General features: G+C 59.7%; 27 protein-coding genes and 1 pseudogene. 8 read left to right on the forward strand and 20 right to left on the reverse strand.

From position 1 onward, the window contains the following. The first annotated feature begins 129 nt into the window (after positions 1-129). The 3 genes and pseudogenes from NKJ26_RS30575 to NKJ26_RS30585 all read left to right on the forward strand — a co-directional run. Positions 130-303 carry a hypothetical protein gene (locus tag NKJ26_RS30575; RefSeq protein WP_352699366.1) on the forward strand — a complete coding sequence of 58 codons (174 nt, stop codon included), beginning with the start codon at positions 130-132 and terminating at the stop codon, positions 301-303. Between the two features lie 29 nt (positions 304-332). Continuing rightward, the gene (locus NKJ26_RS30580; protein ID WP_352699318.1) at positions 333-683 is read left to right on the forward strand and encodes an alpha/beta fold hydrolase; all 351 of its coding nucleotides are present in this window, start codon (positions 333-335) and stop codon (positions 681-683) included. Positions 684-843: 160 nt separating this feature from the next. Then, positions 844-1,087, forward strand: a pseudogene (locus NKJ26_RS30585) (hypothetical protein); the annotation flags it as partial. Between the two features lie 42 nt (positions 1,088-1,129). On the opposite strand, the gene NKJ26_RS30590 reads toward NKJ26_RS30585, so the two are convergent. Further along, positions 1,130-1,378 (reverse strand): hypothetical protein, encoded by a 249-nt coding sequence (locus NKJ26_RS30590; RefSeq protein ID WP_352699320.1) that lies wholly within the window; start codon positions 1,376-1,378, stop codon positions 1,130-1,132. Between the two features lie 51 nt (positions 1,379-1,429). Continuing rightward, on the reverse strand, positions 1,430-1,657 hold the full coding sequence (locus NKJ26_RS30595; RefSeq protein ID WP_352699322.1) for a glutathione S-transferase family protein: 228 nt from the start codon (positions 1,655-1,657) through the stop codon (positions 1,430-1,432). Between the two features lie 592 nt (positions 1,658-2,249). Here NKJ26_RS30595 and petA point away from each other — a divergent pair. From petA to NKJ26_RS30615, 4 genes are read left to right on the forward strand one after another with little or no spacing between them, the layout of a single operon-like run. Beyond that, positions 2,250-2,630: a ubiquinol-cytochrome c reductase iron-sulfur subunit gene (gene petA, locus NKJ26_RS30600; protein WP_502903248.1), complete on the forward strand. Its 381-nt coding sequence runs from the start codon at positions 2,250-2,252 to the stop codon at positions 2,628-2,630. A gap of 17 nt (positions 2,631-2,647) precedes the next feature. Then, complete coding sequence (locus NKJ26_RS30605; protein ID WP_352699326.1) at positions 2,648-3,937, forward strand: cytochrome b; 1,290 nt, start codon at positions 2,648-2,650, stop codon at positions 3,935-3,937. Positions 3,938-3,968: 31 nt separating this feature from the next. Then, a complete protein-coding gene (locus NKJ26_RS30610; protein WP_352699328.1) occupies positions 3,969-5,516 on the forward strand; it encodes a mechanosensitive ion channel family protein in 1,548 nt (515 codons plus the stop codon). Continuing rightward, positions 5,513-6,421, forward strand: a complete 909-nt coding sequence (locus NKJ26_RS30615) for a pirin family protein (protein ID WP_352699330.1) — start codon at positions 5,513-5,515, stop codon at positions 6,419-6,421. The genes NKJ26_RS30610 and NKJ26_RS30615 overlap by 4 nt, the downstream gene beginning before the upstream one ends. A gap of 93 nt (positions 6,422-6,514) precedes the next feature. On the opposite strand, the gene NKJ26_RS30620 is transcribed toward NKJ26_RS30615, so the two are convergent. From NKJ26_RS30620 to NKJ26_RS30655, 8 genes are all read right to left on the reverse strand, one after another. Beyond that, positions 6,515-6,946 carry a DUF1810 domain-containing protein gene (locus NKJ26_RS30620; protein WP_352699331.1) on the reverse strand — a complete coding sequence of 144 codons (432 nt, stop codon included), beginning with the start codon at positions 6,944-6,946 and terminating at the stop codon, positions 6,515-6,517. A gap of 35 nt (positions 6,947-6,981) precedes the next feature. Then, on the reverse strand, positions 6,982-7,263 hold the full coding sequence (locus NKJ26_RS30625) for a GNAT family N-acetyltransferase (protein WP_352699333.1): 282 nt from the start codon (positions 7,261-7,263) through the stop codon (positions 6,982-6,984). 73 nt (positions 7,264-7,336) lie between these two features. Then, positions 7,337-8,284: a sensor histidine kinase gene (locus NKJ26_RS30630; RefSeq protein WP_352699361.1), complete on the reverse strand. Its 948-nt coding sequence runs from the start codon at positions 8,282-8,284 to the stop codon at positions 7,337-7,339. Next, a complete protein-coding gene (locus NKJ26_RS30635) occupies positions 8,284-8,721 on the reverse strand; it encodes a CBS domain-containing protein (protein ID WP_352699335.1) in 438 nt (145 codons plus the stop codon). The genes NKJ26_RS30630 and NKJ26_RS30635 overlap by 1 nt, the downstream gene beginning before the upstream one ends. A gap of 58 nt (positions 8,722-8,779) precedes the next feature. Continuing rightward, positions 8,780-9,427, reverse strand: a complete 648-nt coding sequence (locus tag NKJ26_RS30640; RefSeq protein WP_352699337.1) for an HD domain-containing protein — start codon at positions 9,425-9,427, stop codon at positions 8,780-8,782. Between the two features lie 40 nt (positions 9,428-9,467). Next, positions 9,468-9,866, reverse strand: coding sequence for a cupin domain-containing protein (locus tag NKJ26_RS30645; RefSeq protein WP_027026541.1), 399 nt, complete (start codon positions 9,864-9,866; stop codon positions 9,468-9,470). Between the two features lie 81 nt (positions 9,867-9,947). After that, complete coding sequence (locus NKJ26_RS30650) at positions 9,948-10,706, reverse strand: SDR family oxidoreductase (protein ID WP_352699339.1); 759 nt, start codon at positions 10,704-10,706, stop codon at positions 9,948-9,950. A gap of 64 nt (positions 10,707-10,770) precedes the next feature. After that, entirely contained in the window at positions 10,771-11,562 is a 792-nt protein-coding gene (locus NKJ26_RS30655) for an alpha/beta fold hydrolase (RefSeq protein ID WP_352699341.1), read from the reverse strand. Positions 11,563-11,921: 359 nt separating this feature from the next. On the opposite strand from NKJ26_RS30655, the gene NKJ26_RS30660 reads away from it, so the two are divergent. After that, positions 11,922-12,146 carry a DUF680 domain-containing protein gene (locus tag NKJ26_RS30660; RefSeq protein ID WP_352699343.1) on the forward strand — a complete coding sequence of 75 codons (225 nt, stop codon included), beginning with the start codon at positions 11,922-11,924 and terminating at the stop codon, positions 12,144-12,146. A gap of 297 nt (positions 12,147-12,443) precedes the next feature. On the opposite strand, the gene NKJ26_RS30665 is transcribed toward NKJ26_RS30660, so the two are convergent. The 10 genes from NKJ26_RS30665 to NKJ26_RS30710 all read right to left on the reverse strand — a co-directional run bounded on the left by NKJ26_RS30665 (position 12,444) and on the right by NKJ26_RS30710 (position 25,488). After that, the gene (locus NKJ26_RS30665) at positions 12,444-13,193 is read right to left on the reverse strand and encodes a glucose 1-dehydrogenase (RefSeq protein ID WP_352699363.1); all 750 of its coding nucleotides are present in this window, start codon (positions 13,191-13,193) and stop codon (positions 12,444-12,446) included. A gap of 143 nt (positions 13,194-13,336) precedes the next feature. After that, positions 13,337-14,320, reverse strand: coding sequence for an alpha/beta fold hydrolase (locus tag NKJ26_RS30670; RefSeq protein ID WP_502903247.1), 984 nt, complete (start codon positions 14,318-14,320; stop codon positions 13,337-13,339). A gap of 407 nt (positions 14,321-14,727) precedes the next feature. Next, positions 14,728-15,420 carry a response regulator transcription factor gene (locus NKJ26_RS30675; protein WP_352699364.1) on the reverse strand — a complete coding sequence of 231 codons (693 nt, stop codon included), beginning with the start codon at positions 15,418-15,420 and terminating at the stop codon, positions 14,728-14,730. Between the two features lie 2 nt (positions 15,421-15,422). Beyond that, positions 15,423-15,800 (reverse strand): response regulator, encoded by a 378-nt coding sequence (locus NKJ26_RS30680; protein WP_352699347.1) that lies wholly within the window; start codon positions 15,798-15,800, stop codon positions 15,423-15,425. Positions 15,801-15,802: 2 nt separating this feature from the next. Next, positions 15,803-16,444, reverse strand: a complete 642-nt coding sequence (locus NKJ26_RS30685; protein WP_352699349.1) for a response regulator transcription factor — start codon at positions 16,442-16,444, stop codon at positions 15,803-15,805. Positions 16,445-16,839: 395 nt separating this feature from the next. Then, positions 16,840-20,235 carry a PAS domain-containing protein gene (locus NKJ26_RS30690; protein WP_352699351.1) on the reverse strand — a complete coding sequence of 1,132 codons (3,396 nt, stop codon included), beginning with the start codon at positions 20,233-20,235 and terminating at the stop codon, positions 16,840-16,842. 317 nt (positions 20,236-20,552) lie between these two features. Beyond that, the gene (locus tag NKJ26_RS30695; protein WP_352699353.1) at positions 20,553-22,130 is read right to left on the reverse strand and encodes an MFS transporter; all 1,578 of its coding nucleotides are present in this window, start codon (positions 22,128-22,130) and stop codon (positions 20,553-20,555) included. A gap of 23 nt (positions 22,131-22,153) precedes the next feature. Then, positions 22,154-23,245 (reverse strand): HlyD family secretion protein, encoded by a 1,092-nt coding sequence (locus NKJ26_RS30700; protein WP_352699355.1) that lies wholly within the window; start codon positions 23,243-23,245, stop codon positions 22,154-22,156. Between the two features lie 456 nt (positions 23,246-23,701). After that, positions 23,702-24,187 carry an SgcJ/EcaC family oxidoreductase gene (locus tag NKJ26_RS30705; protein ID WP_352699357.1) on the reverse strand — a complete coding sequence of 162 codons (486 nt, stop codon included), beginning with the start codon at positions 24,185-24,187 and terminating at the stop codon, positions 23,702-23,704. An 869-nt stretch (positions 24,188-25,056) separates the two neighbouring features. After that, positions 25,057-25,488, reverse strand: coding sequence for a hypothetical protein (locus NKJ26_RS30710; RefSeq protein ID WP_352699359.1), 432 nt, complete (start codon positions 25,486-25,488; stop codon positions 25,057-25,059). Positions 25,489-25,762 lie beyond the last annotated feature (274 nt).

A 25,762-nucleotide genomic window follows, 5' to 3' on the forward strand; every position in this document is an offset into this window, starting at 1 on the left:
GATCGACGCCTCTACCCGCTCAAGGTCTATGACATGCACGCCATCTCAGAAGGAGGCGGCCCTCCCGCGCAGCGGGTTCGTGCATGGGCGCGTTGCATCCACGGCTCCACTCGGAAATAGAGCCGCATCTTGGTTAGACTTCTTGGCCTCGGCGAGTTCGAGGGCATCTTCTACGTCGACGCCGAGATACCTCACTGTGTTCTCGATTTTGGTGTGGCCGCCCAGCAGAATCTGACGGCGCGGAACGATTGTCTCGCGGCACTTGAGCATATCACCCGGATCGCTCTTTTGCCACGACAATGAGATGAGCCAGGTTAAGACCATCGCGCCGCATGCTTGCACAACACTGTTGCAATAGTCACCGCATCACACTCCAATCCAGTTATACGAGCAAGCGTATTGCCATCTTTTGGACCGTCTCGCGCACCGCCAAGGCTCACTATGACGGCATCAAGGCCTTCTCTGAAACCGACCAGACGGAAGATCTGAAGAAGATCACCGTGCCTACGCTGGTCATGCATGGTGACGATGACCAAGTCGTACCGATTGAAGATTCGGCCAAGCTGTCGGTCAAATTTCTGAAGAACGGCACTCTGAAGGTCTATAAGGGTTATCCGCACGGCATGTTGACGACGCATGCGGACGTTATCAACCCCGACTTGCTGGCTTTCATCAAGGCCTGAACCGCTCTTTGAGGTGCGTTCGCGTTCATACAAGGACGCGGCGGAATTTGGCCGCCGCGTCCACAAGGCGGCCAGTGCACGGCCTCATGGTCTCGATCATGTGCTGGACGAAGGCGTAATTATCTGGTTGACTGCGGCTCCTTCGGAAGCGACCAAACCGATCTGCGCCACGGTGATCTCGCCCGGCACGACAACCTCGTAATTGGGCCGACACGATCACGGATCCGACCGCCCGCGAGGCGATGAAGGCTTATCATGCCATCACGATCAGTCCGGATGCGGTGGCCGATGCGATCGCCTACGCAATCAGCGTCAACCGCCATCCACAGGCTAAGAGTTACCGCGACAGCGCCTATCAGGAACAGCGGGACAGCCGCTTTCCACCCGCGATACCTGATAACTGACCTTCGCTTCCGGCCCATTCAAGACATTCGCCATCCTAGACTTTAGAAGTGAGCGTTAAGTTTGTTGCGCCACGCGCGTCCCTGGCGCCACAGTTCATGAATCAGCGACCCCAAATACACGAGGCGGCACCTCAGATGTTGGCCAGCGTAGCCAGCATCGCGATAGTCTGTAATGTAAGTATTGGCACCGCGGGGCATGGACGCCGCTTCAACCTCGTGGCCCTTACTTTGTAATTTTTTGACAGTGCTCGCTCTGATGTAATGTGAGCCACCGATGACTGCAATTTTCATCTCGAGTCTCCTTGCCATCGCCAAATCTGAGAACGCGCGCACGACGATGCGCTATCTGCGGACGGCGGCCCCCGAAACAACATGAGCTTTCACGAGTACACGACCCTCCAGCACCAGGGCCGGAACATAGCCCTTTGCCGAGACAGCAAAGAAATCCTTCCCAGAAACCGTTTGTTTCGTCCCGAGATCCACCGTCTCGCGCTCGAAGGAAACGCCCGCCTCCTCCAGCGCGATGTGGCCGGCCAGGCTGCAGGCGAAAGGGCTGTAGTAGAGTTTCACGATTTTCTCTTTTCCGAACGCAGATGACATTCCGCTGATTTGTTGTTGTCCGGGCGGAAGCCTGCATAGCGCCACGCGCTAGCTATCCTTGCCAGCAACCTCCAAGACGATTGGATCAGAAAACTTGCATCTGCCGGGGTGGACGGCCATCACACCGACAGCCAGACGTGCCTATGCCGAGGTATGATCGGGCTGAGCGATTGTTCTGTGATTGCGGCGTGAACAATGCCGGATCTGAGGAACGCTAAACGGAGAGTTCAGAAACCCAGCGACCATTCATGGTCTCCTCAACAGTCCGGCCAGTCCTTCGCTCAGTAAATCATGACCGAAAGTATTGGACGAACGCGCCCTAGGCACGATGGCTCACGCCTCACCACGGCCGGCATATTTCAACCCGACGCGACGCATTCGAAAAGCCACGGCGGTGTCCTGGCTTTGCTCGATGCCATCGACGCGCTGAAGCAGCTTTCCCAACGCCAGGAGTCCTCGTCATGGCCGACCTTCCGAGCCCGAATCCGGCAGCGCCGAGCACACATTGCCCGCCGAAGCGCCGGCTGCCGTCGAGGTTGACGTCTCCTCAGTTGCGCCGGGAATGTCGCTGGTCGTGCAATGGCGCGGCAAGGCGGTGGTCGTGCGCAACCGCACCGAGCAAGAGATGAAGGACGGCGAGGCAGTCAATCTCGCCGAGCTCAAGGATCCGATCGCCCGCAATGCCAATTTGCCCGCCGACGCGCCGGCGACCGACGCAAACCGCACTGCGCCAGGTAAGCAAGCCTGGATAGTGATGGTGCAGGTCTGCACGCATAGCGGCTGCATCCCGGTTGGCCAGCAGGGCGACTTCGGAGGCTGGCTCTGCCCATGCCACGGTTCTCAATACGATAGCGCAGGACGCGTCCGTAAGGGTCCAGCGCCGGAGAACATGGCGGTGCCGGCATTCCAGTTCATTTCCGACACCAAGATCCGTATCGGCTGAAGCATAGGCAGGTTACCATGAGCGACAAACATTCGACATATGTGCCGAAAACCGGCATCGAACGCTGGTTCGACGCCCGCCTGCCGTTGCCACGGCTGGTGCATGATTCCTTCATCGTTTATCCCGTCCCACGCAACCTGAATTACGCCTATACGTTCGGCGGCATCCTCACGGTCATGCTGGCGTCGCAGATCATAACAGGTGTCGTGCTGGCGATGCATTACGCTCCCGACACGGGGCTGGCCTTCAATTCGGTCGAGAAGATCACGCGCGATGTAAATTCTGGCTGGCTGCTTCGCTCCCTGCATTCGAACGGAGCATCGTTCTTCTTCATCGCCGTCTACCTCCACATCTGCCGCGGGCTCTATTACGGTTCGTACAAGGCGCCGCGCGAGATTCTATGGGTGCTTGGCTGCACCAATCTGCTGTTGATGATGGCGACAGCCTTCATCGGTTATGTGCTGCCCTGGGGCCAGATGAGTTTTTGGGGCGCCACCGTCATCACCGGTTTCTTCAGTGCTATTCCGCTGGTCGGCGACTGGATCCAGCAGCTGTTGCTCGGCGGCTTCGCTGTCGGCAGTCCGACGCTGAACCGTTTCTTTGCACTCCATTATCTGCTGCCATTCATGCTTGCAGGCGTGGTGACCCTGCATATCTGGGCGCTTCACGTGGTCGGCCAAAACAATCCGACGGGGGTTGAGGTGAAATCCAAAACCGATGTCGTCGACTTCACGCCCTACGCCACCGTCAAGGATGCGGTCGGCATCATCGTGTTCTTGTTTTTCTTTGCCTATTTCGTCTTTTATCTGCCGAACTTTCTTGGCCATCCGGACAACTACACGGTGGCCAACCCACTGAAGACGCCCGCGCATATCGTGCCGGAATGGTACTTCCTGCCGTTCTACGCAATCCTGCGGGCCATCACCTTCAATGTCGGACCGATCGATTCCAAACTTGGTGGCGTGCTGGCGATGTTCGGCTCAATCGCCGTGTTGTTCCTGGTGCCGTGGCTCGACAGCTCCAAGGTGCGCTCGGCGGTCTTTCGGCCCTGGTATAGGCTGTTCTTCTGGATATTCGTGGCCGACGCGCTCTTTCTCGGCTGGCTCGGCTCACAGCCGGCGGAAGGCGCGTACGTGGTCATGTCCCAGCTTGCGACGCTTTACTACTTTGCATTTTTCATCATCGTCATGCCGCTGCTTGGGCTGATCGAGACACCACGTCCTTTACCGCATTCGATCACCGAAGCGGTCCTCGAAAAGAACAAGGCGCCCGGCCCGGAGATCCGACATCCGTCGGAAGGGCGCTGAACATTGCGAACATGCTCGATCTGGATCCGTCATGAACTGGTGGAACTCGCCTCTGGTCTACATCGTGTTGATCGGCCTCGCCGGGATCGTCGTTTGGGCCCTCATCCCCAGACGTTTCGCCAATGCGAGGCTGATCGTCCAGCTTGGCTTTTTCCTTGCCATGTCGATTCTCGTTCTCGACCTGCGCGTTGTCCCGTACGAACCTGCGGGGGGCGAAGAGGCAAGCGGCGGAGCGATCCTGATCGGGTCGGTCAAGCTGCTCTGGTGGGTTCACCTTGCCTGGGCGCTAATCGGATTTGTTCGCATTTATCTTGTCTTCGAGCGAAAGCCGCGCGAGGCACGTCTTCTGCAGGACGTCGTGGTCGGCATCGTCTACAGCGGAATGCTGCTGTCGATCCTGGCGTTCGTCTTCTCCGTGCCAGTCGGAACGTTGATCGCCACCTCGGGGGTATTTGCCGTCATCCTGGGACTGGCGCTCCAGAATACGCTTGGGGACGTATTTTCGGGTATCGCGCTTAACCTCGGTCGCCCTTACGTGCTTGGAAACTGGATTGTCCTGAGCGACGGAACAGAAGGACGGGTCGTCGAGACCAATTGGCGGTCGACCAACCTGCTTACCCCAGCCCACAATGTCGTTGCGCTGCCCAACAGTCTTATCGCAAGGATCGGGGTGACAAATGTCAGCGGTCCAGACGAGAGCCATGGACTCGCCGTGACCGTCAAAGTGGTGCCGACGAAGATGCCGGCGATCATCCTGGATACCATGCGTTCCGTCCTGCTGAGTTGCAATTCGATCATCCAGGATCCTTCGCCTTCGGTTGCCATCAGAAGCCTGGATGCTGCGGCAATCGAAATCGAGCTCTCGTTTCGCGTCGCAAGTCTCGACCAGCGAATTAGCGCACGGAACGAAGTTTTCGATCTCATCTATCGCCATTCAAAGTCTATCGGCATGCTGCTGGCTGAGCCGCTTTCGGCGTCGATCGCCATGACCAGCCGGCCAAGCGACGATAAGGCAGCCTCTGACAGCTTCACCCCGCTCGAACTGATCAAGTCCATACCGATTTTCTCGGCGCTGACAGATGCCGAGCAGGAGGCGCTTGTCGCGATGACCTCGGTCCGCCGCTACCGCAAGGGTGAAATCATCGCAAAGCAGGGAGAAATGCTGCCGTCCCTCATGATTGTTCGGACCGGCGTCATCGCCCGGCAACGTGGCCAGGACGATGCTCACCCCCAGGAAATCGGCCGGCTCGCACCGGGCGACTTCTTCGGCGAGACAGGCTTGCTCGCCGGGATCGGCGAGGAGTCGACATTGCGGGCAATGACCCATGTCGCGGTTTATGAGATTGACCAGAGAAGCATCGCGCCGCTGCTGCTCGACAGGCCTGCAATGGCCGAAGATCTTGCCGCGATCCTGGCGACGAGAGTGTCGGCCTTCGGCGACAGCGGCATTCCAGGACACCAGCACGCGAGTTCCAAATTCGCGCTCCTTACAGCCATTCAGACAGCCTTTCGCGCCGCTCCGTTCAAGCATGCTGGAGCGCCTGGCCGAGAGGTCAAGCAGAAGGATCAACATCCATGACCATCCGCCAAGGCGATATCGCGGGCATCGAGGCACTCATCCAGGCGAGCGTCCGTGAGTTCGCGGACGGATTGAAGGTACGGCGTTTGTTGCCCTCCTCGAACCGCCTGATGATCGGGCCCTTCATCCTGTTCGATCATTTTGGTCCGGCTGTATTCGACGCGGGTCGCGGTTTCGACATGGGACCGCATCCGCATATTGGCGTTGCGACTTTGACCTACCTGATCGATGGAGAGATCGTTCACCGGGACAATCTCGGCGAAGTGCGGACCATCCGTCCCGGCGAGGTCAACTGGATGACGGCCGGTTCGGGCATCGTCCATTCCGAGCGTACGCCGCCAGAAGTCCGAGCGTCGGGGGGCAATCTCTTCGGCGCTCAGGCGTGGATGGCCCTTCCCTCCCGGTACGAAGAAATTGCGCCCAGCCTTGCGCATTACGGTGCTCCCGAAATCCCGAGGATCTGTGCCGACGGGGTCGAGTTCACTTTGATCGCTGGCGCATCCGACGGCCTGGTCTCGCCGGTAAGGACCTTCTCCGACATGGTCTATGCCGAAATCGTGCTGACGAGCGGCGCGCGATACCAGGTGAAACCCGAACATGCCGAGCGCGCGATCTACGTTGCCGCCGGCGAGGTTGGGATTGTCGGCCAGGAGGGGACGTTCCATGAGGCCGATTTGATAGCTCTGGCGCCCGGCACCGAGATCGTGCTCCAGGCGCCTGCCTTCCATGCGGCAAGACTGATGCTGATTGGGGGCGAGCCGCTTTCGGAACCACGTCACATCTACTGGAACTTCGTTTCCTCTTCGGCCGAACGGATCGCGCAGGCGAAGATGGATTGGCGCGAAGGCCGGTTCCCCGGCGTGCCGGGCGAGCACGAATTCATACACCTGCCAGACGACACCTGAGGTGGGAATGACGTAGTGATAGTTCACCGGTGCGCACATTGGCTGCCGCCATTCCCCACCCCAGCGCCCGCAAGAATGCCTCTCTTGGCGACGCTACGATGTCGGGTAGAGTTCGATCATTGTTTCCTCGTCGAGCAAACCGTCGAACCACACGTCAAAGATGGTTTCGAGCAGGAACTCGTCGTTGCTCGCTTCGGAAAACAGCGTCAGAGAGGCGTGTAATTTCTTCGCGTCAACATCACCGAAGACAGCGTGAGCGCTTGAACCGGAGAGCCGTTGCAGTGCCCCGATGCATTCCCGATAACGACCTCCCAGTATCGGAGATGAGAGATAGGCGCTCGCTTCGTCGAGTGATGTGATCGCATATGGCGCAGGCGCAGCGTCGCTTCGGTTGACGGCCAACCTTGGGAAGATGAACTCCATATAGGAAGTGCACATCATTCCTTCGCGCAGAATACCTAGCGCATCTTCATAGACAGCGTCCTGCGCTCTGACGAACCTCTGCAAATCATACTCGTCGCTCATTTCAGATGATGCCTTTTTTCGCAAACAGCCTGTACCTATCCGTCGACGACGTCGGCATATTCCGGCTGCTTTGCGAAGAACCGGCTCATGAAGGGGCATTTCAAGATCGCTTTGCGGCCGGTTTTGCGCAGCAGCTCAAACGTACCCTGAGCCAATCGCGTTGCGATCCCCTGTCCGGAAAACTCCGACGGGACTTCGGTGTGTATGAGAACAATCTTCCCGCTCTCGATCCTGTAATAGGCCGCAGCGAACAGTTCATCGGCGATCGGCAACTCGAAACGATGCTGTTGAGTGTTCTCGATGACTTCCCTATCCATCTTTAACTCTCGATTGTACGCTGGTTGGTCGGTATTGGTGGTTGCCGAGGCAGGTTGATCGGTGGTTGGCCCTCTATCGTATTGCGGGCAGCCGCAACGTCACGGCGGTGCCAGACCCGAGCTCGCTTTCGATGTCGACACTTCCCCCCGCCTCCTCGGCGAAGCGCTTCACCATTGGCAGCCCAACGCCGCCGAGGCCGCCGCCTTTCGTGGTGAAGAAAGGATCGAATGCGCGCACCCTAGTCTCGCTGGTCATTCCAATTCCGTTGTCGGCGACACGAACATCTATCCGACCACCTGTGGAATCTTCGGGCGCCAAGGCGGCATCGATCGAGATCAGACCGCCGTCAGGCATTCCATCGCGTGCATTGAACAAAAGATTCAGAACAGCATTTTGAAGTCCAATCGGATCGCCCTTCACCCGAGGCAGATCGGAGCCGACCCGAATCTCGAGGCGCATATTGGCAGCCCAAGCGCTTCGAACGACGGATTCGACCTCGGCCAGGCAGGCGCCCACGTCCGCATGCTCGATTTCGGCGTGGATATCTCGGGCTACGCCGATGGCCTGCCTGACAAGGCCGCCAGCTCGTTCCAAGGCCGTTTTGGCGCCGGCAATTACAGGCCCAAGATCTGGAGCCGCCGAGACGTTCGGGTCGCGAGCCAGATGGTTCAACGCCGATGAGGCGACCTGGATGAGATTGCCAAGGTCATGAACAATGCCGGCGGTCGATATCTGCACGGGTAGGCCGCTTCGCGGAACATCGGCAGGCCAATCGAAGACATCTTCCTTTAGGCGTGACATTCCAATCCCCCGGGTTGCTCGGTCGACTCTTGGTTGCTGGAAGAAGCTTAAATGAAGGGCATCTATGGTCGATTGGGTCGAGGAACAGGGCGAGCAATACCGCGGTATATGTCTTGATATCGCGTCGCGGGGCCCAGCGATCATGTTGACGAGCACGAGGAACAAGAGATCGCCCGGAGTGGGCTTGCTGTGGCCCGGCCCGGTGCCTTGCTCCTGCATCACTGGTAGCCGATCCCGCCGATGTAGTTGGCCAGGAGTTGCTCCTGGAGCTCCTCTTGATCGAAGAGCGCCTTCATTGCATCACGGATATCAAGCACGCCTATCGGCTTCTGGTTCGCCCCAAGTACCGGCACGTTCTGAAGGCCTCGCGCGGCCATCGTCTGCCAGACTGAATGGACGTCGTCGTCGGGACCGCAGGAGACGATGGATCGGCTCATCAACGTAGCAACGGGCGCTTCTGTTGGCCCTGAATTGGCCAGATGGCGGATGAGATCGGACTTGCTCAGCACACCTGCCGCCTCCCCGCTGCCGTGGCACACGACGACCAGGCCTGTTGCTGGTTTGGAAAGCGAGAGTGCGGCCCCGCGAAGCGGAGCGTCGACATCGATCACTGAGAGGCGGGCCGACGTTATTGGATGCAGACTGTCAATGCGCATGACGCCCTCCTGAAAGCGCCTCGCGGCCACAGCCGGGAGGCAGGGATCCTTATCTTCTTCACTCCTGGAAGGGAGCGTTCATCACGGAATCAACTGCCGATGGAGCCTTGTAACCGGGGACAAAGCGTTCGCCGAAATCCCGGGCAAAGTTGTCGTAGGTGGTTTCGGGACTGACATCCGCAATCTGGCAAAAGCATCGCGTCATCCGTCGCTTCATTCCGAGCCGCGGGAATTCGCCGACGATCCTTGCCATTTCGGTGGAAGGGATCAGCTTATATTGCAAGCCGACGACATCGAGGCAGATCCCGGCTGTGCACAGCGCCACCTCGGCTTCCTTGTAGAGGCCGATCGACGGTGTCGAGTTGAGCGCGACGCTGTCCCAGATCAGTTGAGCGCGACGTTCGTCGAAGCCGCCGTCCCGGACGAAGGTTCGAGCCAGATCGGCGCCCTCCACTTCGAAACGGCGCGGCCCGGCAAAGTGCTCATTGAGCGTGATGTCATGCAACAGGGTTCCGACAGCGACAACTTCCGCGTCGTGCTCGACATTCTGAAGCTGTCCGATCCTGGCCGCGAAAAGCCAGGATCGGACTACGTGATTGAACAAGTAGGGTTCACATCGCTGACGAGCATATTCGATCGCTCGGCCAACAATCGGCGTGTCGGGGACCGAAACCCCTGCAAGCGTGCGCCTGGCGATCGCATCCATGTCGGTGACCTTTCCTTTATGCCCGAAGACTAGCCGGATTTCATTTCGGGTATGTTGTCAGGTTCTTCTCGTTGGTATCGACAACGAAGATCGCAAGCAGGCGGGCGCGTTCCGTCTTGCTGGCGTTTTCGCTGACCGCATGACGGTCGCCGGGAAATTCCGAGAAACTTTCGCCGGCACGATAGGTCTTCACCGGTCCATCATTGACCTGGCTCCGGATCGCCCCCTCCAGGACTGTCGCATAGATGAACGCGGATTTGGGATGGGTATGGGCGGGCGATGTACCGCCCGGTGCGTACTCGACGAGCACCGCTTTCATGCTCTTGCCGGGAACGTTTGGAAGAGCCTGGTCGTAGACTAGCTTTACGTCCGCGTCATCGGCTGTCGCCGCGCTGACGGAAGCGGCAATGAGCGCTGCGCATAGAAGTGTCTTGATCATGTCTGGTCTCCTTGTTGGAATATGTATGGCTGGGGAACGCCGATCTGATTGGTCACGAGACCAGCGCTAGCTTTTGTTTGTTTATTTCGGCGGTGTGTACCGGCTGAGCCAGTCATCGAAATGCACGGCGCCGATGCGCGCGTTCTCGCCGGGAACAAGCGTTCGATCGTCGATTGCCACTTGACCGTAGTAGAGAGCACCAGGATCCGCGACGACTTTGCGGGGGTCGTTGGTGGCCTTCAAAAAGCGACCGACGAGTGCGTTCATGCGAACGCGCTCCGGGCCGGCGATTTCGGTCGTGCCGTTCAACGGCGTGGCAAGCGCGACGTCCGCCATCGCATCGGCGACATCATCGGCCGCCATGGGTTGGAAGTACGCCGGTGACATATGGATGGTATCGCCGACGGCGCCGGTGTTTGCGATGGCGGCGGTGAATTCGAAGAACTGGGTGGCATGCACGATCGTGTATGGGATTGCGGATTCTTTGATCAGTTTTTCCTGGAGCAATTTTCCGCGGAAATAGCCCATGCCCTGCAGCCGGTCGGTGCCGACGACTGACAATGCCACGTGATGACGGACGCCGGCGGCGGCTTCCGCTGCAAGAAGATTACGCCCGGACGCCGCGAAGAATTCCAGCGCGGCCTTCTCCTCGAACGACGGCGAGTTCGCAAGATCGACGACGACCTGCGCCCCGGCAAGTGCGGCGGCCACCCCCTCTCCCGTGACGGTGTTCACTCCGGAGTTCGGCGATGCCGCAAGCACGTCGTGCCCCTTCTTCCGCAGTCGTTCCACAGTCTTCGAACCGATCAATCCGGTTCCGCCGATGACGACGATTTTCATTTCCAATCTCCTGGTTTGGCGTGTTGATTTGCGTTGTTGATCGGACGCTGGCGTTTTCAGCCAGTTACTGACTGGCCGATGCAGCAGCATCCTCGATAAGGGACGTGACCTCGTCGGGATGCGAGACCATGAGGGCGTGGGAAGCCCCCTCAACGACGACGGTTTTTACGGCATGCGCGCGCTTGGCCATGAAGCTCATGACGGCTGCGGGGATATTTCGGTCATCCGTGCCGTAAATCATGTAGGACGGCAGCGTCTTCCATGAGGCAACGCCCGAGGCCTCGGCCAGAGCTGACTGCGCGACGGGACGTTGAGTGGCTGCCATCAGGGACGCCTGCTCTTCCGGGACGTCGGCGGCGAACTGCGCGCGGAACTTGTCGGGCTGGATGAAGAGATCCTGACCGCCGCCCGGCAACGCGACTGGAGCAAGCGCGCTCGCCAAAGTGCTGCCGGGAAACATGCCAGAAAGCGTCAGGCTCGATTCACCGGTCTCCGGTGCGAACCCAGCCACATAGACCAGCGCCTTTACATTGGCATTGCCGTTGGCGGCCTCGGTAATGACTGGCCCGCCATAGGAATGCCCCACCAGAACAACCGGCCCGGGGATCGACCGGAGGATGGCGGTGATTGCCAAGGCATCGCTGGCGACGCCGCGGAGCGGATTGGCTGCGGCCTTGGCTATGTAGCCGTCCCTGTTGAGTTTGGTGATGACTGCATCCCAGCTCGACGACTCGGCGAAGGCGCCGTGCACCAGCACGACTGTCGGCTTGGCCTTTGGGCCTATCGGCTGCGCCATCGCGGTGCTCGATAGGGCAAATGCCGTTGCGAGCGCCAGGATCCTAGTAATGTTCGGCATTGCTTTCTCCTTTTGCGGCCTTCCATGACCTATGCGCAGAAGAATGCGCCGACCCGGCGCGTCGACCTATTGTGCGGAATGGTCAGTCATACGATGCCAAGGTCCAGGGTAGGTCATCGCTGAGATCATGTGACCGGTGGCATGCGGAGGTCGGCAGCGCTGGAATGATGCCGGGCCGCGGCCAATACGGATCCATGCAGGCGGCTGCCTCCCCTCAACGACATTGTCCCTGCCCTTCGGCTTGCATGGCCCAATGCCAACGTATGGGCCACACAGCCGGATCGTCTAATCGTCTCGCGGGAGCGCGGCTTTATATTTGGATGGGTGAAGACCACCAAGAAAACTATGGAGTTACCGAAATGAAAATGACAGCTCTTGCTGCCGCGGCTCTTGTTGTTACAGCAGGAAACGCAATTGCGGGAAGCGACCACTATGGATCAAACGGGGTCCAGCAGCCCACAACTGCGTCTGACAACACGTATACCTCCTCGACCAAGAAAACGAAGAACAACGCCGGCATGCCGAAAACCGTACGCAAGCCTGTTTCCAACGACGAATATGGCCAAGGTATCTGGGGTCATTGATCCTGACCGACACAAAATTAAAGGGCCGGGGCGAGACTTCGGTCCTTCGGCGGTATCTGAGTTACTTCCTTGAGAGGCGAACCGCCTTCTCTTGCTAGACGATCCCTCTGTCAGCGTGCGTGACGGCTTGTTTCGCGTTGATTTGTACCATGACGACGGACGTTCTCGCCTTCGATCCGGTGCCCACCGCGCGACGCGGTCGACGTCACTGCCGATCTTAGCGTTCGGATGCGCATCCCGGTGGGTGAGATCGTGGAATAAGGGCGTGGCGACCACGGACAACGGAGCAAGTGCGACTCAAAGCAACGCCATTCCGCCGTCAACCCGCAGGTTGATACCCGTGACAAAGCTGCTCGCGTTCGAGGCAAGGAACAGGGCGGCCTTTGCCAGCTCTTCCGGCTGTCCCATACGACCCAGGGGTATTGCTTCCGCCATCGCCTTTTCGAACGGCCCCCGCTGTTCAAACGGTAAGCCTAGCTTATCGAGAATAGCCGTATCCACCGGTCCTGGGCTGAGCACGTTGACCCGGATGTCGCGGGACTTCAGCTCGATCGCCCAGCTGCGCGCGAACGCATTGATCGCTGCCTTCGAGCCAGCATAGACAGCATGCCCGTCCAGGACCTTCTCGCTGGCCAGCGACCCCGTGAGGATGATTGCGCCGCCGTTCCGCATGATCGGGATCAGCTTCTGGACACCGGAGAAGACGCCGCGCGTATTGACGGCAAACTGCGCGTCATATTCTGCCTCGGAGACGTCGGCCGAGTGTGTGATGGTGTTTAAGCCGGCGTTCGCCATATAGATGTCGAGCGCCCCGAACCTCTGCCGGATCTGCTGCGCGACGTCGTCATGGTGCGCCACATCGGCCACATCTCCTTGAATGCCCAGCGCGCCTGCCCCGATCTGTGCGACCGCCTCCTCGACCGCCTGCTGCCGGCGGCCGGTGATGACCACTTGCGCTCCCTCGTCAGCAAAGATTTTTGCAGCCGATAGTCCGATTCCACTGTTTCCGCCGGTGACCACAGCGATTTTACCTGACAGTGTGCCCATGTCGTTTGTTGCCTCCGGAATATTGGCGCTGGCCTGCTGGACGCCGGCTTGTGCAGCAGCGGCGTGCAGGCTGCGGCCGGAGCTCTCCAGAACTCGAACGGCCGCAGCTGCCCGCAACAATGCCTGGTCGTGATCGCGGGAAGCTATCCTTTGATAAAGGCGAGCAGGTCGGCATTGACCTGATCCTGGTGCGTGGCCGTGATCCCGTGGGGCGCACCGGGGTAATATATTTCCTTTGCACCCCTGATCAGCCGCGCCGACTTGACTGAGGAATCCTTGACCGGGACGATCTGGTCGTCCTCGCCATGCAGGATCAGCGTCGGTATATCGAACTTCCTGAGGTCCTCGGTGAAATCGGTTTCGGAGAACGCTTTGACGCATTCATATGCATTCACGAGACCGACCTGCATGCTCCAGAGCCAGAACTGATCCAGAATCCCCTGGGAGACCTTGGCGCCTGGCCTGTTTGCACCATAAAACGACAGTGCGAGGTCCAGGTAGTGCTGCGAGCGATCCTTGAGGAGGCCAGCCCGTATACCGTCGAACACATCAATCGGCAGGCCCTCCGGATTGGCCGGCGTCTTCACCATGATCGGGGGGACGGCAGCGATGAGCACAGCCTTGGACACCCGCTTCGTCCCGTGCCGTCCGATATAGCGAGCGACCTCGCCTCCTCCGGTGGAATGTCCGACCAGCGTGACGTCCCGCAGATCAAGCGCATCAATCACCGCTGCGAGATCGTCCGCATAGCCGTTCATGTCGTTGCCGGACGTGGCCTGGCTGGAGCGGCCGTGGCCGCGCCGGTCATGCGCAACCACACGAAAGCCGTTATGGGCAAGAAAGAGCATCTGCCCGTCCCAGGCGTCCGAATTCAGCGGCCAGCCATGCGAGAAGGTTACAACCGGCCCCCTGCCCCAGTCCTTGTAGTAGATTTCGGTGCCGTCCTTGGTCGTGATTGTGCTCATAGTCCTGGTTCCTTTGTCTTTTTGGTGGGTGGCGGCGTTTGGCTTTCGGCCCGCGATAGATTGCGAAGCGACCGACAGTCCGGCGGTGGCGGCGAGGATCAAGCCGCCCACCAAGACGTCACGGCGGGATGCGCCAATCGTGAAAAGTCCATCCCTGCTCATCGTGTCCATCCCTGATGCTTGGCCTTCAACAACTGGCTCGCCATCACGATCATCGATCCGACCTGCATGGTCGCTTTCGGGGAGGGGCGAGCGAGGGAGCGGGCGACACTCGACGATCGTGATGGCTTGCGAGAAGAGGATGCGCTTATCCGGCCGGCAAACCTATTCTACGGAAGGGTCTGTCGTGCGATGCCAAGGTGTAGGAGAGATACGCTGAGACAAGGCTCGGCGGAGTAACTTGGTCTAGTTCCAAAAACGCGATGCTGCCCCCAAGCTGCGCGGCACCGATTGGACGCAGCAGGCGCCAAGCGTCATCGCTGGATAGATATAGGTGGAGTGGACTCGCGCAAACCCGCGATCAATCGGCTGTCCCTGCATCATACTTGCAGGAAGGTTGGGGCAGAGATCTATGTCGCGTCGGCCTGTCGCATCGGCGCGGGCAGTGTCTCCCATGCCCGGATCAGCTCGCCGATGGAAGCGGCTTCCATCTTGCGCATAACATTGCCGCGATGCAGCTTGACCGTCACTTCGCTAATGCCGAGGTCAAAGGCGATCTGTTTATTGAGGCGTCCGCGCGCCACTTCATGCAGAACCTCACGCTCGCGTGGCGTCAGCGTTTCAACGCGCTCGATGTTGCGCTTGACGATCACGGCGTCCGCCCGCCGCTTGGCATCCATCGCAATACCCGCGATGACGGCGTCAAGCAGCGTCTGATCCCGCACCGGCTTGGTGAGAAAGTCCACGGCGCCGGCCTTCATCGCCTGGACAGTCATCGGGATGTCGCCATGCCCGGTCAAGAATATGATGGGTTTGAGGTTGCCGTTTTTCGCTAGATGCTGCTGCAGATCGAGGCCGCTCGATCCTGGCATGCGCACGTCGAGGATCAAGCAGCCGGGGCTGTCCAAAATGTCGGCGTCGATCAACTCGCGGGTCGAGGCAAAGCAAATTGGCTCGAAACCCGCCGACAGGATCAATTCCGATAGCGCCTCGCGGACAGACGCATCGTCGTCGACAATAATGACGAGCGGCTGCTCCGCTTCACTCCTGCGCTGCGGCGCCGACGATAGCGATCTCCGCTGGAGCGGCTGGTCAACTGTCATGATCATCCCTCGGTTTCTTGGTTGCGTAAAGCGTCACCCACCGCCACAAGCAGGGCCTGGCCATCGAAGGGCTTGCGGAAAAACCCGCTGATACCTTTGGCGCGGTACTGATCCGCTAGCTCGTGCCGGCCGGTAATCAGGAATACCGGAAGTTTCGGACGCGCCCTCTTGACCAGGTCACGAAGCTCAAAGCCGTCCATGCCGGGCATCCCGATGTCGGTGATGAGCACGTCCACGTCCGACAACCCACTGACGACCAGCGATCCCGCCGACGAGAAGCTGCGGGCTATATAGCCGGCGGACTCCAGAAGATCCTCCAGCGACTCAAGCAGCCTCGGATCGTCGTCAACCACTGCCACGACGGGCCTTCGCGTGCTCACGTTCAGCCTCCTCCCGAGCGGCGCGAGTGCGTGATCGGTATTTCCAATCGCTCCGCCATGCGGACGAGGTCGGCAAGCGACGCCGCGCCCATTTTCTGCATCACATTCCTTCTGTGAATTTCCAGCGTAACTTCGCTGATTCCCAGTTCAGCGGCCGCCTGCTTGTTGAGCAGCCCACTCACCACCAGCGGCAGCACTTCGCGTTCGCGCGGCGTCAACTCGAGGTAATGTTGCTTCAACACGCCAAGTCCGGCGCGCTGCGATCTCTGTTCCCGATCCTGGGCAATCGCCGCATGGATTGCGGTCATGAGGTCCGCATCGCTGAAAGGCTTGGTCAGGAAATCCACGGCGCCGTGCTTGATCGCACGCACCGAGGATGGGATATCGCCATGTCCTGTTATGAAAACGATCGGCGGATGACCACCCACCGCGATCTGTCTCTGCAGATCGAGGCCGTTGATATCCGGCAACTCGACATCGAGGATGAGACAGGCAGGCAAATCCGGCTTGTCAGCATTGATATACTCACCGGCCGACCCGAAGGCTATGGCGCGCATGCCGTGCGAAACCAGCAATTCGCTGAGCGCCTCGCGGATGCGTTCATCGTCATCCACGATGAAGACAATTTGCTCGTCCGTAGTCATGACGCGACTTTCGCATCGACGGACGCGAGAATGCCGAGATTGAAAGGGCGAACCGCTGTTTGAGAAGCACCGCCATCGGTTGCTCCCGAGGGACCAACAAAGGCTCGAGATCGTCGGTGCTCCGCATAGCACCTTGTTTCAGTGGCTGGATTTGGGCGGATGCTCATGGCGCTATCCTAGTCCCGCTACACGCCATTCGCACCTCATGGAAATCCATGCATGGATTTCCATGGGACTGTCCGCCACACCCGTTTTGGAGAACTGGAATGAAGCCAAGCGCTCCCGTGCGAAGTCGCTTCATACCGAGATACCGAGCGAGCGAAGCGGCGTCTGCAATCAGTGCCCTCGTCTCGGATGCGTTCCGCGTATGACAAAAAACTATTGCGGTCGCCCGATCATGGTGCAGCCTTCGCCTCAACCGGAAGCGTGAAGACGAACCTCGCCCCATGCGGAACGCGGTTCTCCGCCCATAAGCGTCCGCCGTGAGACTCGATGATCGAACGGGAGATCGCGAGTCCCATGCCCATTCCTTGCCCTTTTGTCGTGAAGAACGGGTCGAATATCTTGTCGGGATGTTCGACTCCCGGGCCGGAGTCGCTGACTTCAATCTGGATTGTGTCCCCTGTCCGGCGCACACGCATCCCAAGAACCTTGTCATCGGCAATGGCGTGCATAGCCTCGATGCCGTTGCGAATAAGATTGACCAGCACCTGTTGGATCTGGACGCGATCGAAGGCGACCAGCGGGAGGTTGCGTTCGACGTCGATATCCATGCGAACGCGACACCGTGTGGCTTCCTCGGCCATGAGGTCACGCGCTTCGTCAATGACACTGGGGATCGGCGTGCTGGTTCTCAGTTCAAGGGACGGCCTGAACAAGGCGCGGATGCGGCCAACGACATCTGCCGCCGAGTTGGCGTCCCGGATAATGCGCTCGGCTGTGATCTTGGCGCGGTCGAGATTGGGGGGCTCGGCGGATAACCAGCGGTGGCATGCATTGGAGTTGGCGACGATCGCGGCCAGCGGCTGGTTCACCTCATGAGCGATGGATGCGGAGAGTTCAGCAAGGCTCGCCGCCTGGCTCGCACGTGCAAGTCTCTCTTGCGCCAGTCGAAGCTGCTCTTGTGCACGCACCTCGTTTTCGATGTCCAGGCAGATGACGTTCCACTGCACGATGGCGCCTTCGGTGTTACGCATCGGGGCGGCTCGCGTCTCGACCCAGCGATATTCGCCATCGAAGCGCCGTAGACGGTGCCTTCGCGCGTAAGGCTCGCCTGTGGTCAAGGAATGGGCATATCTCTCCTTGACACCTGCCAAGTCGTCGGCATGAACACCCGCTTCGAGTGTGCCGGCCAGCCGCGATTTCCCCGCTTCGTCCAGTTCTTCGAGGTTGTAGCCGAGAAATTCACGGAGCTGCTGGCTGCGGTACATCGGCTCGCCATCGGGCGCGGCACAATCGATCATTGCCGGCAGCGTTTCAACGAGTTGCCAAAGCGCGCGCTCTCTCTCGCGCAGCGCTTCCTCGACCCGTAGCTGATCGTCGATGTCGTGCGTAAGGCCGTACCACTGGACAATGCGTCCGCTCTCATCCCTCAGCGGCTCGGCCTGACCCTCCATCCAGCGGTAAACGCCATCGGCACGACGCAGGCGATACTTCATGAAAAAGCGCTCGCCAGTGGCGAAGCAACTGTTGAGTGCTTCCCGCAGGCTGGGCGCATCGTCGGGATGAACGACGGTGGCTATGAAGGCCGCCAGCCGGTTCGTGTCCGGCATCTCCGCGTCCGTTATGTCGAGGCCGAGAAAATCGATCAGGCGCTTGTTGAAGAAGGTCGGCTCGCCGTTCGAAGACAGCCGCCAGAGGTAGCTCGGAACCATGTTGACGAGTTGCGAGAGCGCCTGCTCTCGGTTGTGCAACGCAGCCTGGGTGGTCACCAGATCGTGGATGTCGACGCTCACACCGTACCATTGCAGAATATGGCCATCTTCGTCGCGGAGCGCCTCCGCGCGAGTCTCGGTCCAGCGATAGTTGCCCTTGGCGCGCCGTTGGCGATATCTCTGCACGTAAGGCACGCCCGTTGCGAATGAATGGCGGATCGCTTGCCGTGCCGTATCGATGTCGTCTGGATGGATAACGCTTAGGGACGGCGAGCCGTCCGGGGCGATGATATCGCTAAGAGTGGCCCCGGTGACGTCCGTGAACCGCTTGTTGACATAGGATGGCGTTCCTTCCCGTGTCGTACTCCAGATCAAGGCGGGCACCGTGTCGATGAGTTGCTGAAGGCGTCGCTCACTTTCGCGCAATGCCTCCTGCGCTCGCACCTCATCGTCGACATCGAGAGAAACGCCGTACCATTGCACAACGGCGCCGTTTTCATCACGTCGGGGCTCCACCCTGCACTCCGCCCAGCGATAAGAGCCATCCTTCTCAAGCCAGCGAAACCGCATGGTGGAGCCATCGCCGGTCTCGAAGCTATTCGATAGCGTGCACTGCACCCCGGGAGCATCTTCAGGATGGATCAGCTTCTGCAGCAATTCATCGATGCGCGGCTCGCCCAGATCTTCGAAGTTCGCGATCACGGAACGGAAATGGTCCTGGTACCGCTTATTGAAGTAGGCCGGCCCGCCCGTCGGCACGGCGCTCCAAATGCGGACCGGCACGGCGTCAATCATCTGCTGGAGTTGCTGTTCGCTCCGCCTCAATGCCTCGACGCTTTCGTGCAATGTGAGCACCGCCTGCTGGTGCTGCCGCGAAATGGCGGCCACGATCAGAGCCGAGAACGCCGAAATGACCAGAAAAAGCTGCAGCATGATCTGGTTGTTCCTTTGGGAACCGGGATCGCCGGCAAATTGACTGGCGCCGGACACCGTGAATACCGCCGTGATCAGCGCAAGCAGGATCAAGGCGACTGCGGCGCCCCTGAACTCAAAGCGCACCGCGGCCCAAAGAAGAGGCGGCATGATGATGTAGGCGAAGGGCAGATAGCCGCTCAAGGAGAGGGCGGCAACGCCGAGAAAGATCAGCCCCAGAACGCCAGCTTCGATCCATCGGGCGGCCGAAAGCCGGGCCTTGCCGCGCCAGTTCTGGAACACGACCAGCGCCAGCGGCGCCACGATTAGGACCCCGGTTGCGTCGCCGATCCACCATAGAGGCCAGGCCGCGGCGAAGCTCTGCGACTGAATGCCGAACCACGCAAGGGTTGCACTTCCCACCGTCGCGCTTGCGACTGGCGCGATTCCAGCGGCCAATACGACGAATGCGAGAACTTCCTGCAAGGTTTCCAGCCGAAGCGGGCGCTTGCAAGTCCGATTCACGAGCCATGCCCCGGCCACCGCTTCAAGAGCGTTGCCGGTATAGATCAGGAAGGCGGCAGGCAGCGGAGTGTGGAACCACAACAGGTTGCTGGTCAGTTCAGCCACACAGGCCGCCATCATCCACCACGGCCAGCTATACCTGGAAGCAATGAGGAGCGTGGCGATGAAAAGCCCGCTCGGAGGCCAAATGGAGATGCCCGTTCCAGGTACGATCGCGAGCGACTGAGCGAATCCGCAGCCCAAGACGTAAACCGCGATAAAAACTCCCAGATGCAAGGGTCGAGGGCGATGTGCCCAGACCCGAGAGGAACTGCTTGTTTCAAGATCGCTGACAATATTGCCGGGAGGCAGGCCTGGTTCATTTGCCGCGCGAGGTCGACCTCGTCCTTGCGATCCCAGTCCGGGTTGGTCCAACCCATGCTTCAGCGCGCGTGTTGCTTCGGAGTCGGTTGCGCTAGGCGAGGTGGATGCTGTCGTCATCGGCTGCTCCTGACGGACAAACAAAAGCCTTGTGTCGGCTCTCCGTATAGCACTTGCTCTCAGCAGCTGGAATCTGGGCTGACGAACTCGCAACTCATAATAAACCCGCCGCGCCCCAGCCGCATCTAATGGAAATCCATGCATCGCGCAGAGACTGGACGAACGGCCAGGTCATGTCGCCTGCCGCTTTATCTGCTGCACCGAACCCGGAATGCCCCTGCATTCCCATCCTGTGTGGTCGGTCGACACCGCTCGCACGATACATCCGGGAGCCCTGCCGGCAAAGATAAGTTCCAATGTATATGGCCTACAGGGCGCTAGGTTCTGGACCCTGTTCGGTTCGGCCGAGCGGCTCGGCGGCCGAGGAATTGTTTGGCCAGGATGAGACAGGGCGCAGCGACCGCGAACAGCACGACAAGCGCGAAGAAAGCTTCATCGAACGAGATCGTGGCGACCTGTCTCTCGAGGGCGCGCTGCAACAGGGGGAGCGCGGCCTTCGTCGCCGTGGCACTGTCGATGCCGTTTGTCAGCAGAACGTTCGCGGTGGCCCGCAGGCGCTGCTCCACGGCCGCGTCGCCATTCATGAGGTGGGCAGCCAATATGGTTCTATTGTGGACATTCTGATGATCAATGTACGTTTGCAAAAGGGCTGTGCCGGTCATACCGCCCACCTGTTTGCCGAAGTCGAACAGCCCGATGCCGAACGGCAGCGCATCGGCTGTAAGTCCACGAAGCGAAATCAGGGTCAATGCCACGAACAGGAGACCCAGGCCGAATCCCCGCAGAAACAAAGGAACGCTCAGGTCCGGTGAGCCGCTCGCGCTGGTCGAACCCGACAGGAGCCACATGGCTCCGGCGAACAGCAAAACACCAAACGGAACTAGCGCAATCGGGGGAATTCCGGCCTTTTCGACGACGAGGCCAGCGAACAAGAGTCCCAGCGCGAGTGCGGCCCCACTGGGTAGCAGAAGCACTCCTGCGCCCGTGGCCGTAAAATCGAGGACGTTGAGGGCAAAAGCCGGGATGAGATAGGCGCTGCCCGAAAGAGCAAAGCCCGCGACGATGCTGACGAGGAGGCCAAAGCGGAAGTCCGGACTATCGAATGGCGAAACAGCCAGCAATGAGCCTTCTGAACGGAAAGCGATTTCCCAAATGGCCAGAAAGCCGACGGCCACGACACCGATGGTGGCAAGCACGGCGATATCCGCGTCGTCGAACCAGTTGAACCTGTTGCCTTGCAGCAGGACGTAGGTCAAAAGCGCGGCACCCAGGCCGAGCAACAAGACCTCAAGGACAGGAAGCCTGATTTCCCGCCAGTAGGTCCGATCGCCGTCCGCCCCCAGAAGGACAAGGGAGGCGATGCCGAGCGGAATGTTGCTCAGGAATATCCAGTCCCAGGTGAGATGGTCGACGAGCCAGCCCTCCAGAGCAGGCGTAACGGCCGCCGGAGCCGTCACGGCGCCTACAGCGAAAATTGCCTGGACGACCGGTTGATTTCTGTGCGGGAACCGGAAGAACAGCAGAGTCTGACCTGCGACGAGAATTGTGCCGCCGGCCAGCCCCTGGACAACGCGGCAGATGTCAATCCAGGTGAGGTCAACCGAGAACGTCATTGCCGCGGATGCCAGCAAAAGGGCGACGATCCCCGCGCGCAAACAGGCGGTCGGCCCGACTGCCCTGACAAAAAGCGGCGCGACAAGGAAAACCGTCAGTTTGGCCGCGATGAAACCAACGTCGGCCGTCGCCAGTTCGTCCGGTGTTGCATAGGTGTCGCCAAGCATGTCGATCCGGCCGATGGACAGAGCAGTGGACGCGACCGCGTCCATGAGGGCGGCCAGCACAATGCCCGTCGCCATGAGCGAGGCGCGCAATGGTGCGCCAAGATGATGCTGCACGGCTCCTCCTTCAGCGAGATGCGTCACTGTTCCGAGCGTCCGTTCGCGGTTCCGCCGGGCTGCGTTTCCAGCGCAATAGCCGCATCCCGGGCACTAACGGCGATGGCAACGCGAGCCGAGAGCCCCGGAACCAGGCGGCCGGGCAAAGGGTTGCGCGTCATCCTGATCTTGACAGGCACGCGCTGGACAACGCGAATGAAGTTTCCAGTCGCGTTGTCCGGCGGCAGCAAGCTGAATGCAGCACCGCTGCCGGGTGCGAAGCTGTCGACAACACCAGCGATTTCCAGATCTGGATATCCGTCGACCCTGACGCGGACAGGTTGACCGATCTGCACCTGCTTCAGCTGGGTTTCCTTGAAGTTGGCGACGACCCAGACGTCATTGACGGGAACGATGTCCAAGGCTGCCGCTCCCGGAGTGACATAGCGGCCGACACGGATCTGGCGATTGCCGACGATTCCCTCGACCGGAGCTCTCACGATTGTATTGTCCAGGTCGAGCATAGCGAGTTCGAGCGCTGCCTGCGCCTGCGACAGGGCGGCCTGCGCGGCGGACAATTGCGCATCCAGCACGTCGAGCTTCAGCTTTTGAGCCAATCGATTGGCTTCTGCGCCGTCCAGGGATGCTTGTGCCTTGTCATGGCCAGCCTGTGCATCCTGCAGCTTCTGATCGCTTGCTGTCCCGTTCTTCTGCAGCGTCACGTAGCGATTCAGGTTGGCGCGCGCGAACTGTAGGTCAGCTGCGGCGGATTGCTTCTGCGCCTCAGCCTGCGCGATCAACGCGTCTTGGAGTTTTCGGGTCGCTTCGAGGTTCGCGATGTCCGCGTGCCGGGCGGCGACGTTAGCCTTCGCCTGGATTACTTTGGCCTTGTAGTCGCTGTCGTCGATGCGAAAAAGAACAGTCCCCTTTGCAACGCTGGCATTGTCGTCGACGTCGACTTCGACGACATAGCCCGCCAGCTTGGGAGCGATACTGGTGATGTCTCCGCGGAGATACGCGTTGTCGGTCGCTTCCTCGAACCGGCCGATCGTGAACCACTGCCAGCTCCATAGTGCTGCTGGTGGCATCACCATAAGGGCAACGATGGCGATTGCGATCTTGCGGGCTCGGCTCATGATCGCCTCGACCTCAAGTCAACGCACTCGCCCTCGAAGCGGATACCGAGCTCCCGGAGAGCCAGATGGTCGGCAAAGCTGCGAGCCGCGGTGCGTAATAAGCTTTCACGAGAATGTCTCCGTCGAGCTGCGGTTCAGAGTTGCCCTACAATCGGGGATTTCATGGTCTCGCCGCTATCACACGAATGAATATCCCAACTCGCCCGATTGGCAGTTCGCACTGGACCACGGCACAGGTCGTGCTGTCAGCCGGTCAATTCACCGGCGCGAGCCAAATGTCCAGCTCGGGGTCGAAGCCTCAGGAAGCCGGCAGTTGGCGACGGCGACCCTCCAGCCTGGTTGGTGCGATGTTCGCTTTCAGGTGGTCGCAAAGGAGATTGCCACAGTGCTGAGGGGCTTCTAATGGCAGCATCATCCTGCCGCTAGCCACGACTTGCGATAGAAATTACACCGTTTTTACTTCACCGGCTCCGGCATCGCCGAGGAGTGGTGGTGGACGATAAGCCATTTTCCGTTGCGCAATTCGTAGATGTAGGAGTAGCGCGCCTTGACGGTCTCGGTTGTGCCCGGCGTGTTTCCGGAAAGCGCGAAAGTATAGGTGCCGACGTCATACGCCGTGTTGCAGCCAATATGGATCGTGCGGCTATCGATGGTGCCCCGGGGATTGCGCTCGAGGAAATGGACGAAATAATCCTTGATTGCGGCGGGACCCGTCCTCGGTTGATTGGAAACGGTCGCCAGCAACACTGCATCAGGAGCGTAATTAGCGGTAACCTTGGCCGCATCGTGCGTTGCCAGCGAATTGTTCCAGCGATCGAACAGCGCGACGATTTGGTCTTTGTTGACCGTCTTGCAGCTCATCGGGGTGTCGGCTTGCGCGCCTTGGGCGACAGCCCATGCCGCGCAGGCGACGGCGACCGCGACTGTGATGAATCGTTTCATCGCTGATATGCCTTCTGGAGGGATACGAACGGCATGGTCGATGGCATATTGGGTGTACAGCGGACTTAGCTGTCCAGCCCCGCACGTTTATGAGTTCACGCCCTAAGAAAGGATGACCGGTGCGACGAGGGACACTGAGGGCACACATGATGCCCGTCGCACCGGTCAACGCTAGAACTTGAAAGCTAGCAGCACGTTAGCAACTGCGCAATTAAGCCGGAAGGAGTACGCCGTTGCCGGAAGGCTCGCCGGGCGGTCGAACCGACCATCACAGCATTTGATCCACGTTCAAGCCATATTGCGAGACGGTCCACGTCGCCATTTCATCCGCTTGTGGCAGTTTTTCCGCCGCCTAGCGTGGAAGCAGCCTGTCGGAAGGCGGGCCCCGATCTGCCGCTGCAATGCGCGCCTCGTTTTTTTGACCTAATTTTCACCGCGCTCAAAGTGGCAGCTTCTGCCGAGCACTTCGCACCCATGAAGATGCCACGAAGCTGCTTTCAACGGAGGCCCGGAGTGGGTGAGCTCTTGCAAATTCTATTTGCGAAACCGCCCCAGATGCCGCTGAAGCCTAGCGCCCCATCCCAAAAAGAAGCGGGCGCAAGATCGAAATAGACTGATCGGAATCGATCCGTCCTCTTGAGCTCAGCACTCGATGAGCAAGCGCGGCATCAACTCCCAGCATCAATTGATAACAACAACCGGTCCAGAGACGGCCAGGGCCGGCGTCGCCGCGCCTTCACGCATTTAGAGGGCCTCAGCCGTAGGAGCTGTTCGCAGACCATCTCAGGCATCTAATTCGGGCAGCTCGAAGCAGACGCAACGATACGTCGCGCAGTCAATTCAGTATCGACCGCGCTTCTTAAGCAATCTCAGTGCCACATTTTCCCTCTCAGCCAGTTAAGCAACTTGTTCCCACCGATTGTTCGGCGGACCCGAGCGGCTGCCCATTCACCTCTGAACGCGGTTCCGACGTGGCAGCTGCAGACGATGTCGTGCAATTGCCAGTCAGTCAGCTCGAAGAACCGCTTGGCTTCTCCGTATGAATCATCCTTTAGGCCCTGCACACGGAATATCGGATCCTCGAAGGCCACGCTGATTGGCGAGCCCTCACAGCGTGACGCGTCACGGGCTTCCCGCTTAAGATGCTCGGTGCCGGTAAGAGCACGCAGGCGTCGCTCGGGAACCTTCTCCAGCAACTCCGCCCAACGCTCAATGCGCTGTTGGCGGCTCATGATCGGGTATCTCGACAAAGGTTCCACCTTTGCGATTGCCTGCAGGTGGTCCAAGGTTTGGTGTTTCATGGTCGGCTCCTGTTGACGGAAGCCCCCCCACTGAGGAAGAATTATCGCGCTCCGAGGTCCTGACAAGTGCGGCCTGCTGGCTATCGAGGCCCGCGGCGAACTCGATCTCGCAGAGTCTATGCAGGATGTCTTCGTGTGGAAGAGATGAGAGGGACCGGCGCGCAGACGTTCATCAATTGAACGTCTGGTATGCGCCCAATGCACGAACCCGCTGCGCGGGAGGGCCGCCTCCTTCTGAGATGGCGTGCATGTCATAGACCTTGAGCGGGTAGAG

The organism is Mesorhizobium sp. M0152 (assembly GCF_040322415.1).
Classification (GTDB): Bacteria; Pseudomonadota; Alphaproteobacteria; order Rhizobiales; family Rhizobiaceae; genus Mesorhizobium.

Coding starts and splice junctions, on each gene's coding strand:
- NKJ26_RS30580 (WP_352699318.1), top strand. CDS start 333: ATGCTTGCACAACACTGTTGCAATAGTCACCGCATCACACTCCAATCC.
- NKJ26_RS30590 (WP_352699320.1), bottom strand. CDS start 1,378: ATGAAAATTGCAGTCATCGGTGGCTCACATTACATCAGAGCGAGCACT.
- petA (WP_502903248.1), top strand. CDS start 2,250: ATGTCGCTGGTCGTGCAATGGCGCGGCAAGGCGGTGGTCGTGCGCAAC.
- NKJ26_RS30605 (WP_352699326.1), top strand. CDS start 2,648: ATGAGCGACAAACATTCGACATATGTGCCGAAAACCGGCATCGAACGC.
- NKJ26_RS30610 (WP_352699328.1), top strand. CDS start 3,969: ATGAACTGGTGGAACTCGCCTCTGGTCTACATCGTGTTGATCGGCCTC.
- NKJ26_RS30615 (WP_352699330.1), top strand. CDS start 5,513: ATGACCATCCGCCAAGGCGATATCGCGGGCATCGAGGCACTCATCCAG.
- NKJ26_RS30620 (WP_352699331.1), bottom strand. CDS start 6,946: ATGAGCGACGAGTATGATTTGCAGAGGTTCGTCAGAGCGCAGGACGCT.
- NKJ26_RS30625 (WP_352699333.1), bottom strand. CDS start 7,263: ATGGATAGGGAAGTCATCGAGAACACTCAACAGCATCGTTTCGAGTTG.
- NKJ26_RS30630 (WP_352699361.1), bottom strand. CDS start 8,284: ATGCAGGAGCAAGGCACCGGGCCGGGCCACAGCAAGCCCACTCCGGGC.
- NKJ26_RS30635 (WP_352699335.1), bottom strand. CDS start 8,721: ATGCGCATTGACAGTCTGCATCCAATAACGTCGGCCCGCCTCTCAGTG.
- NKJ26_RS30640 (WP_352699337.1), bottom strand. CDS start 9,427: ATGGATGCGATCGCCAGGCGCACGCTTGCAGGGGTTTCGGTCCCCGAC.
- NKJ26_RS30645 (WP_027026541.1), bottom strand. CDS start 9,866: ATGATCAAGACACTTCTATGCGCAGCGCTCATTGCCGCTTCCGTCAGC.
- NKJ26_RS30650 (WP_352699339.1), bottom strand. CDS start 10,706: ATGAAAATCGTCGTCATCGGCGGAACCGGATTGATCGGTTCGAAGACT.
- NKJ26_RS30655 (WP_352699341.1), bottom strand. CDS start 11,562: ATGCCGAACATTACTAGGATCCTGGCGCTCGCAACGGCATTTGCCCTA.
- NKJ26_RS30660 (WP_352699343.1), top strand. CDS start 11,922: ATGAAAATGACAGCTCTTGCTGCCGCGGCTCTTGTTGTTACAGCAGGA.
- NKJ26_RS30665 (WP_352699363.1), bottom strand. CDS start 13,193: ATGGGCACACTGTCAGGTAAAATCGCTGTGGTCACCGGCGGAAACAGT.
- NKJ26_RS30670 (WP_502903247.1), bottom strand. CDS start 14,320: ATGAGCAGGGATGGACTTTTCACGATTGGCGCATCCCGCCGTGACGTC.
- NKJ26_RS30675 (WP_352699364.1), bottom strand. CDS start 15,420: ATGACAGTTGACCAGCCGCTCCAGCGGAGATCGCTATCGTCGGCGCCG.
- NKJ26_RS30685 (WP_352699349.1), bottom strand. CDS start 16,444: ATGACTACGGACGAGCAAATTGTCTTCATCGTGGATGACGATGAACGC.
- NKJ26_RS30690 (WP_352699351.1), bottom strand. CDS start 20,235: ATGACGACAGCATCCACCTCGCCTAGCGCAACCGACTCCGAAGCAACA.
- NKJ26_RS30700 (WP_352699355.1), bottom strand. CDS start 23,245: ATGAGCCGAGCCCGCAAGATCGCAATCGCCATCGTTGCCCTTATGGTG.
- NKJ26_RS30705 (WP_352699357.1), bottom strand. CDS start 24,187: ATGAAACGATTCATCACAGTCGCGGTCGCCGTCGCCTGCGCGGCATGG.
- NKJ26_RS30710 (WP_352699359.1), bottom strand. CDS start 25,488: ATGAAACACCAAACCTTGGACCACCTGCAGGCAATCGCAAAGGTGGAA.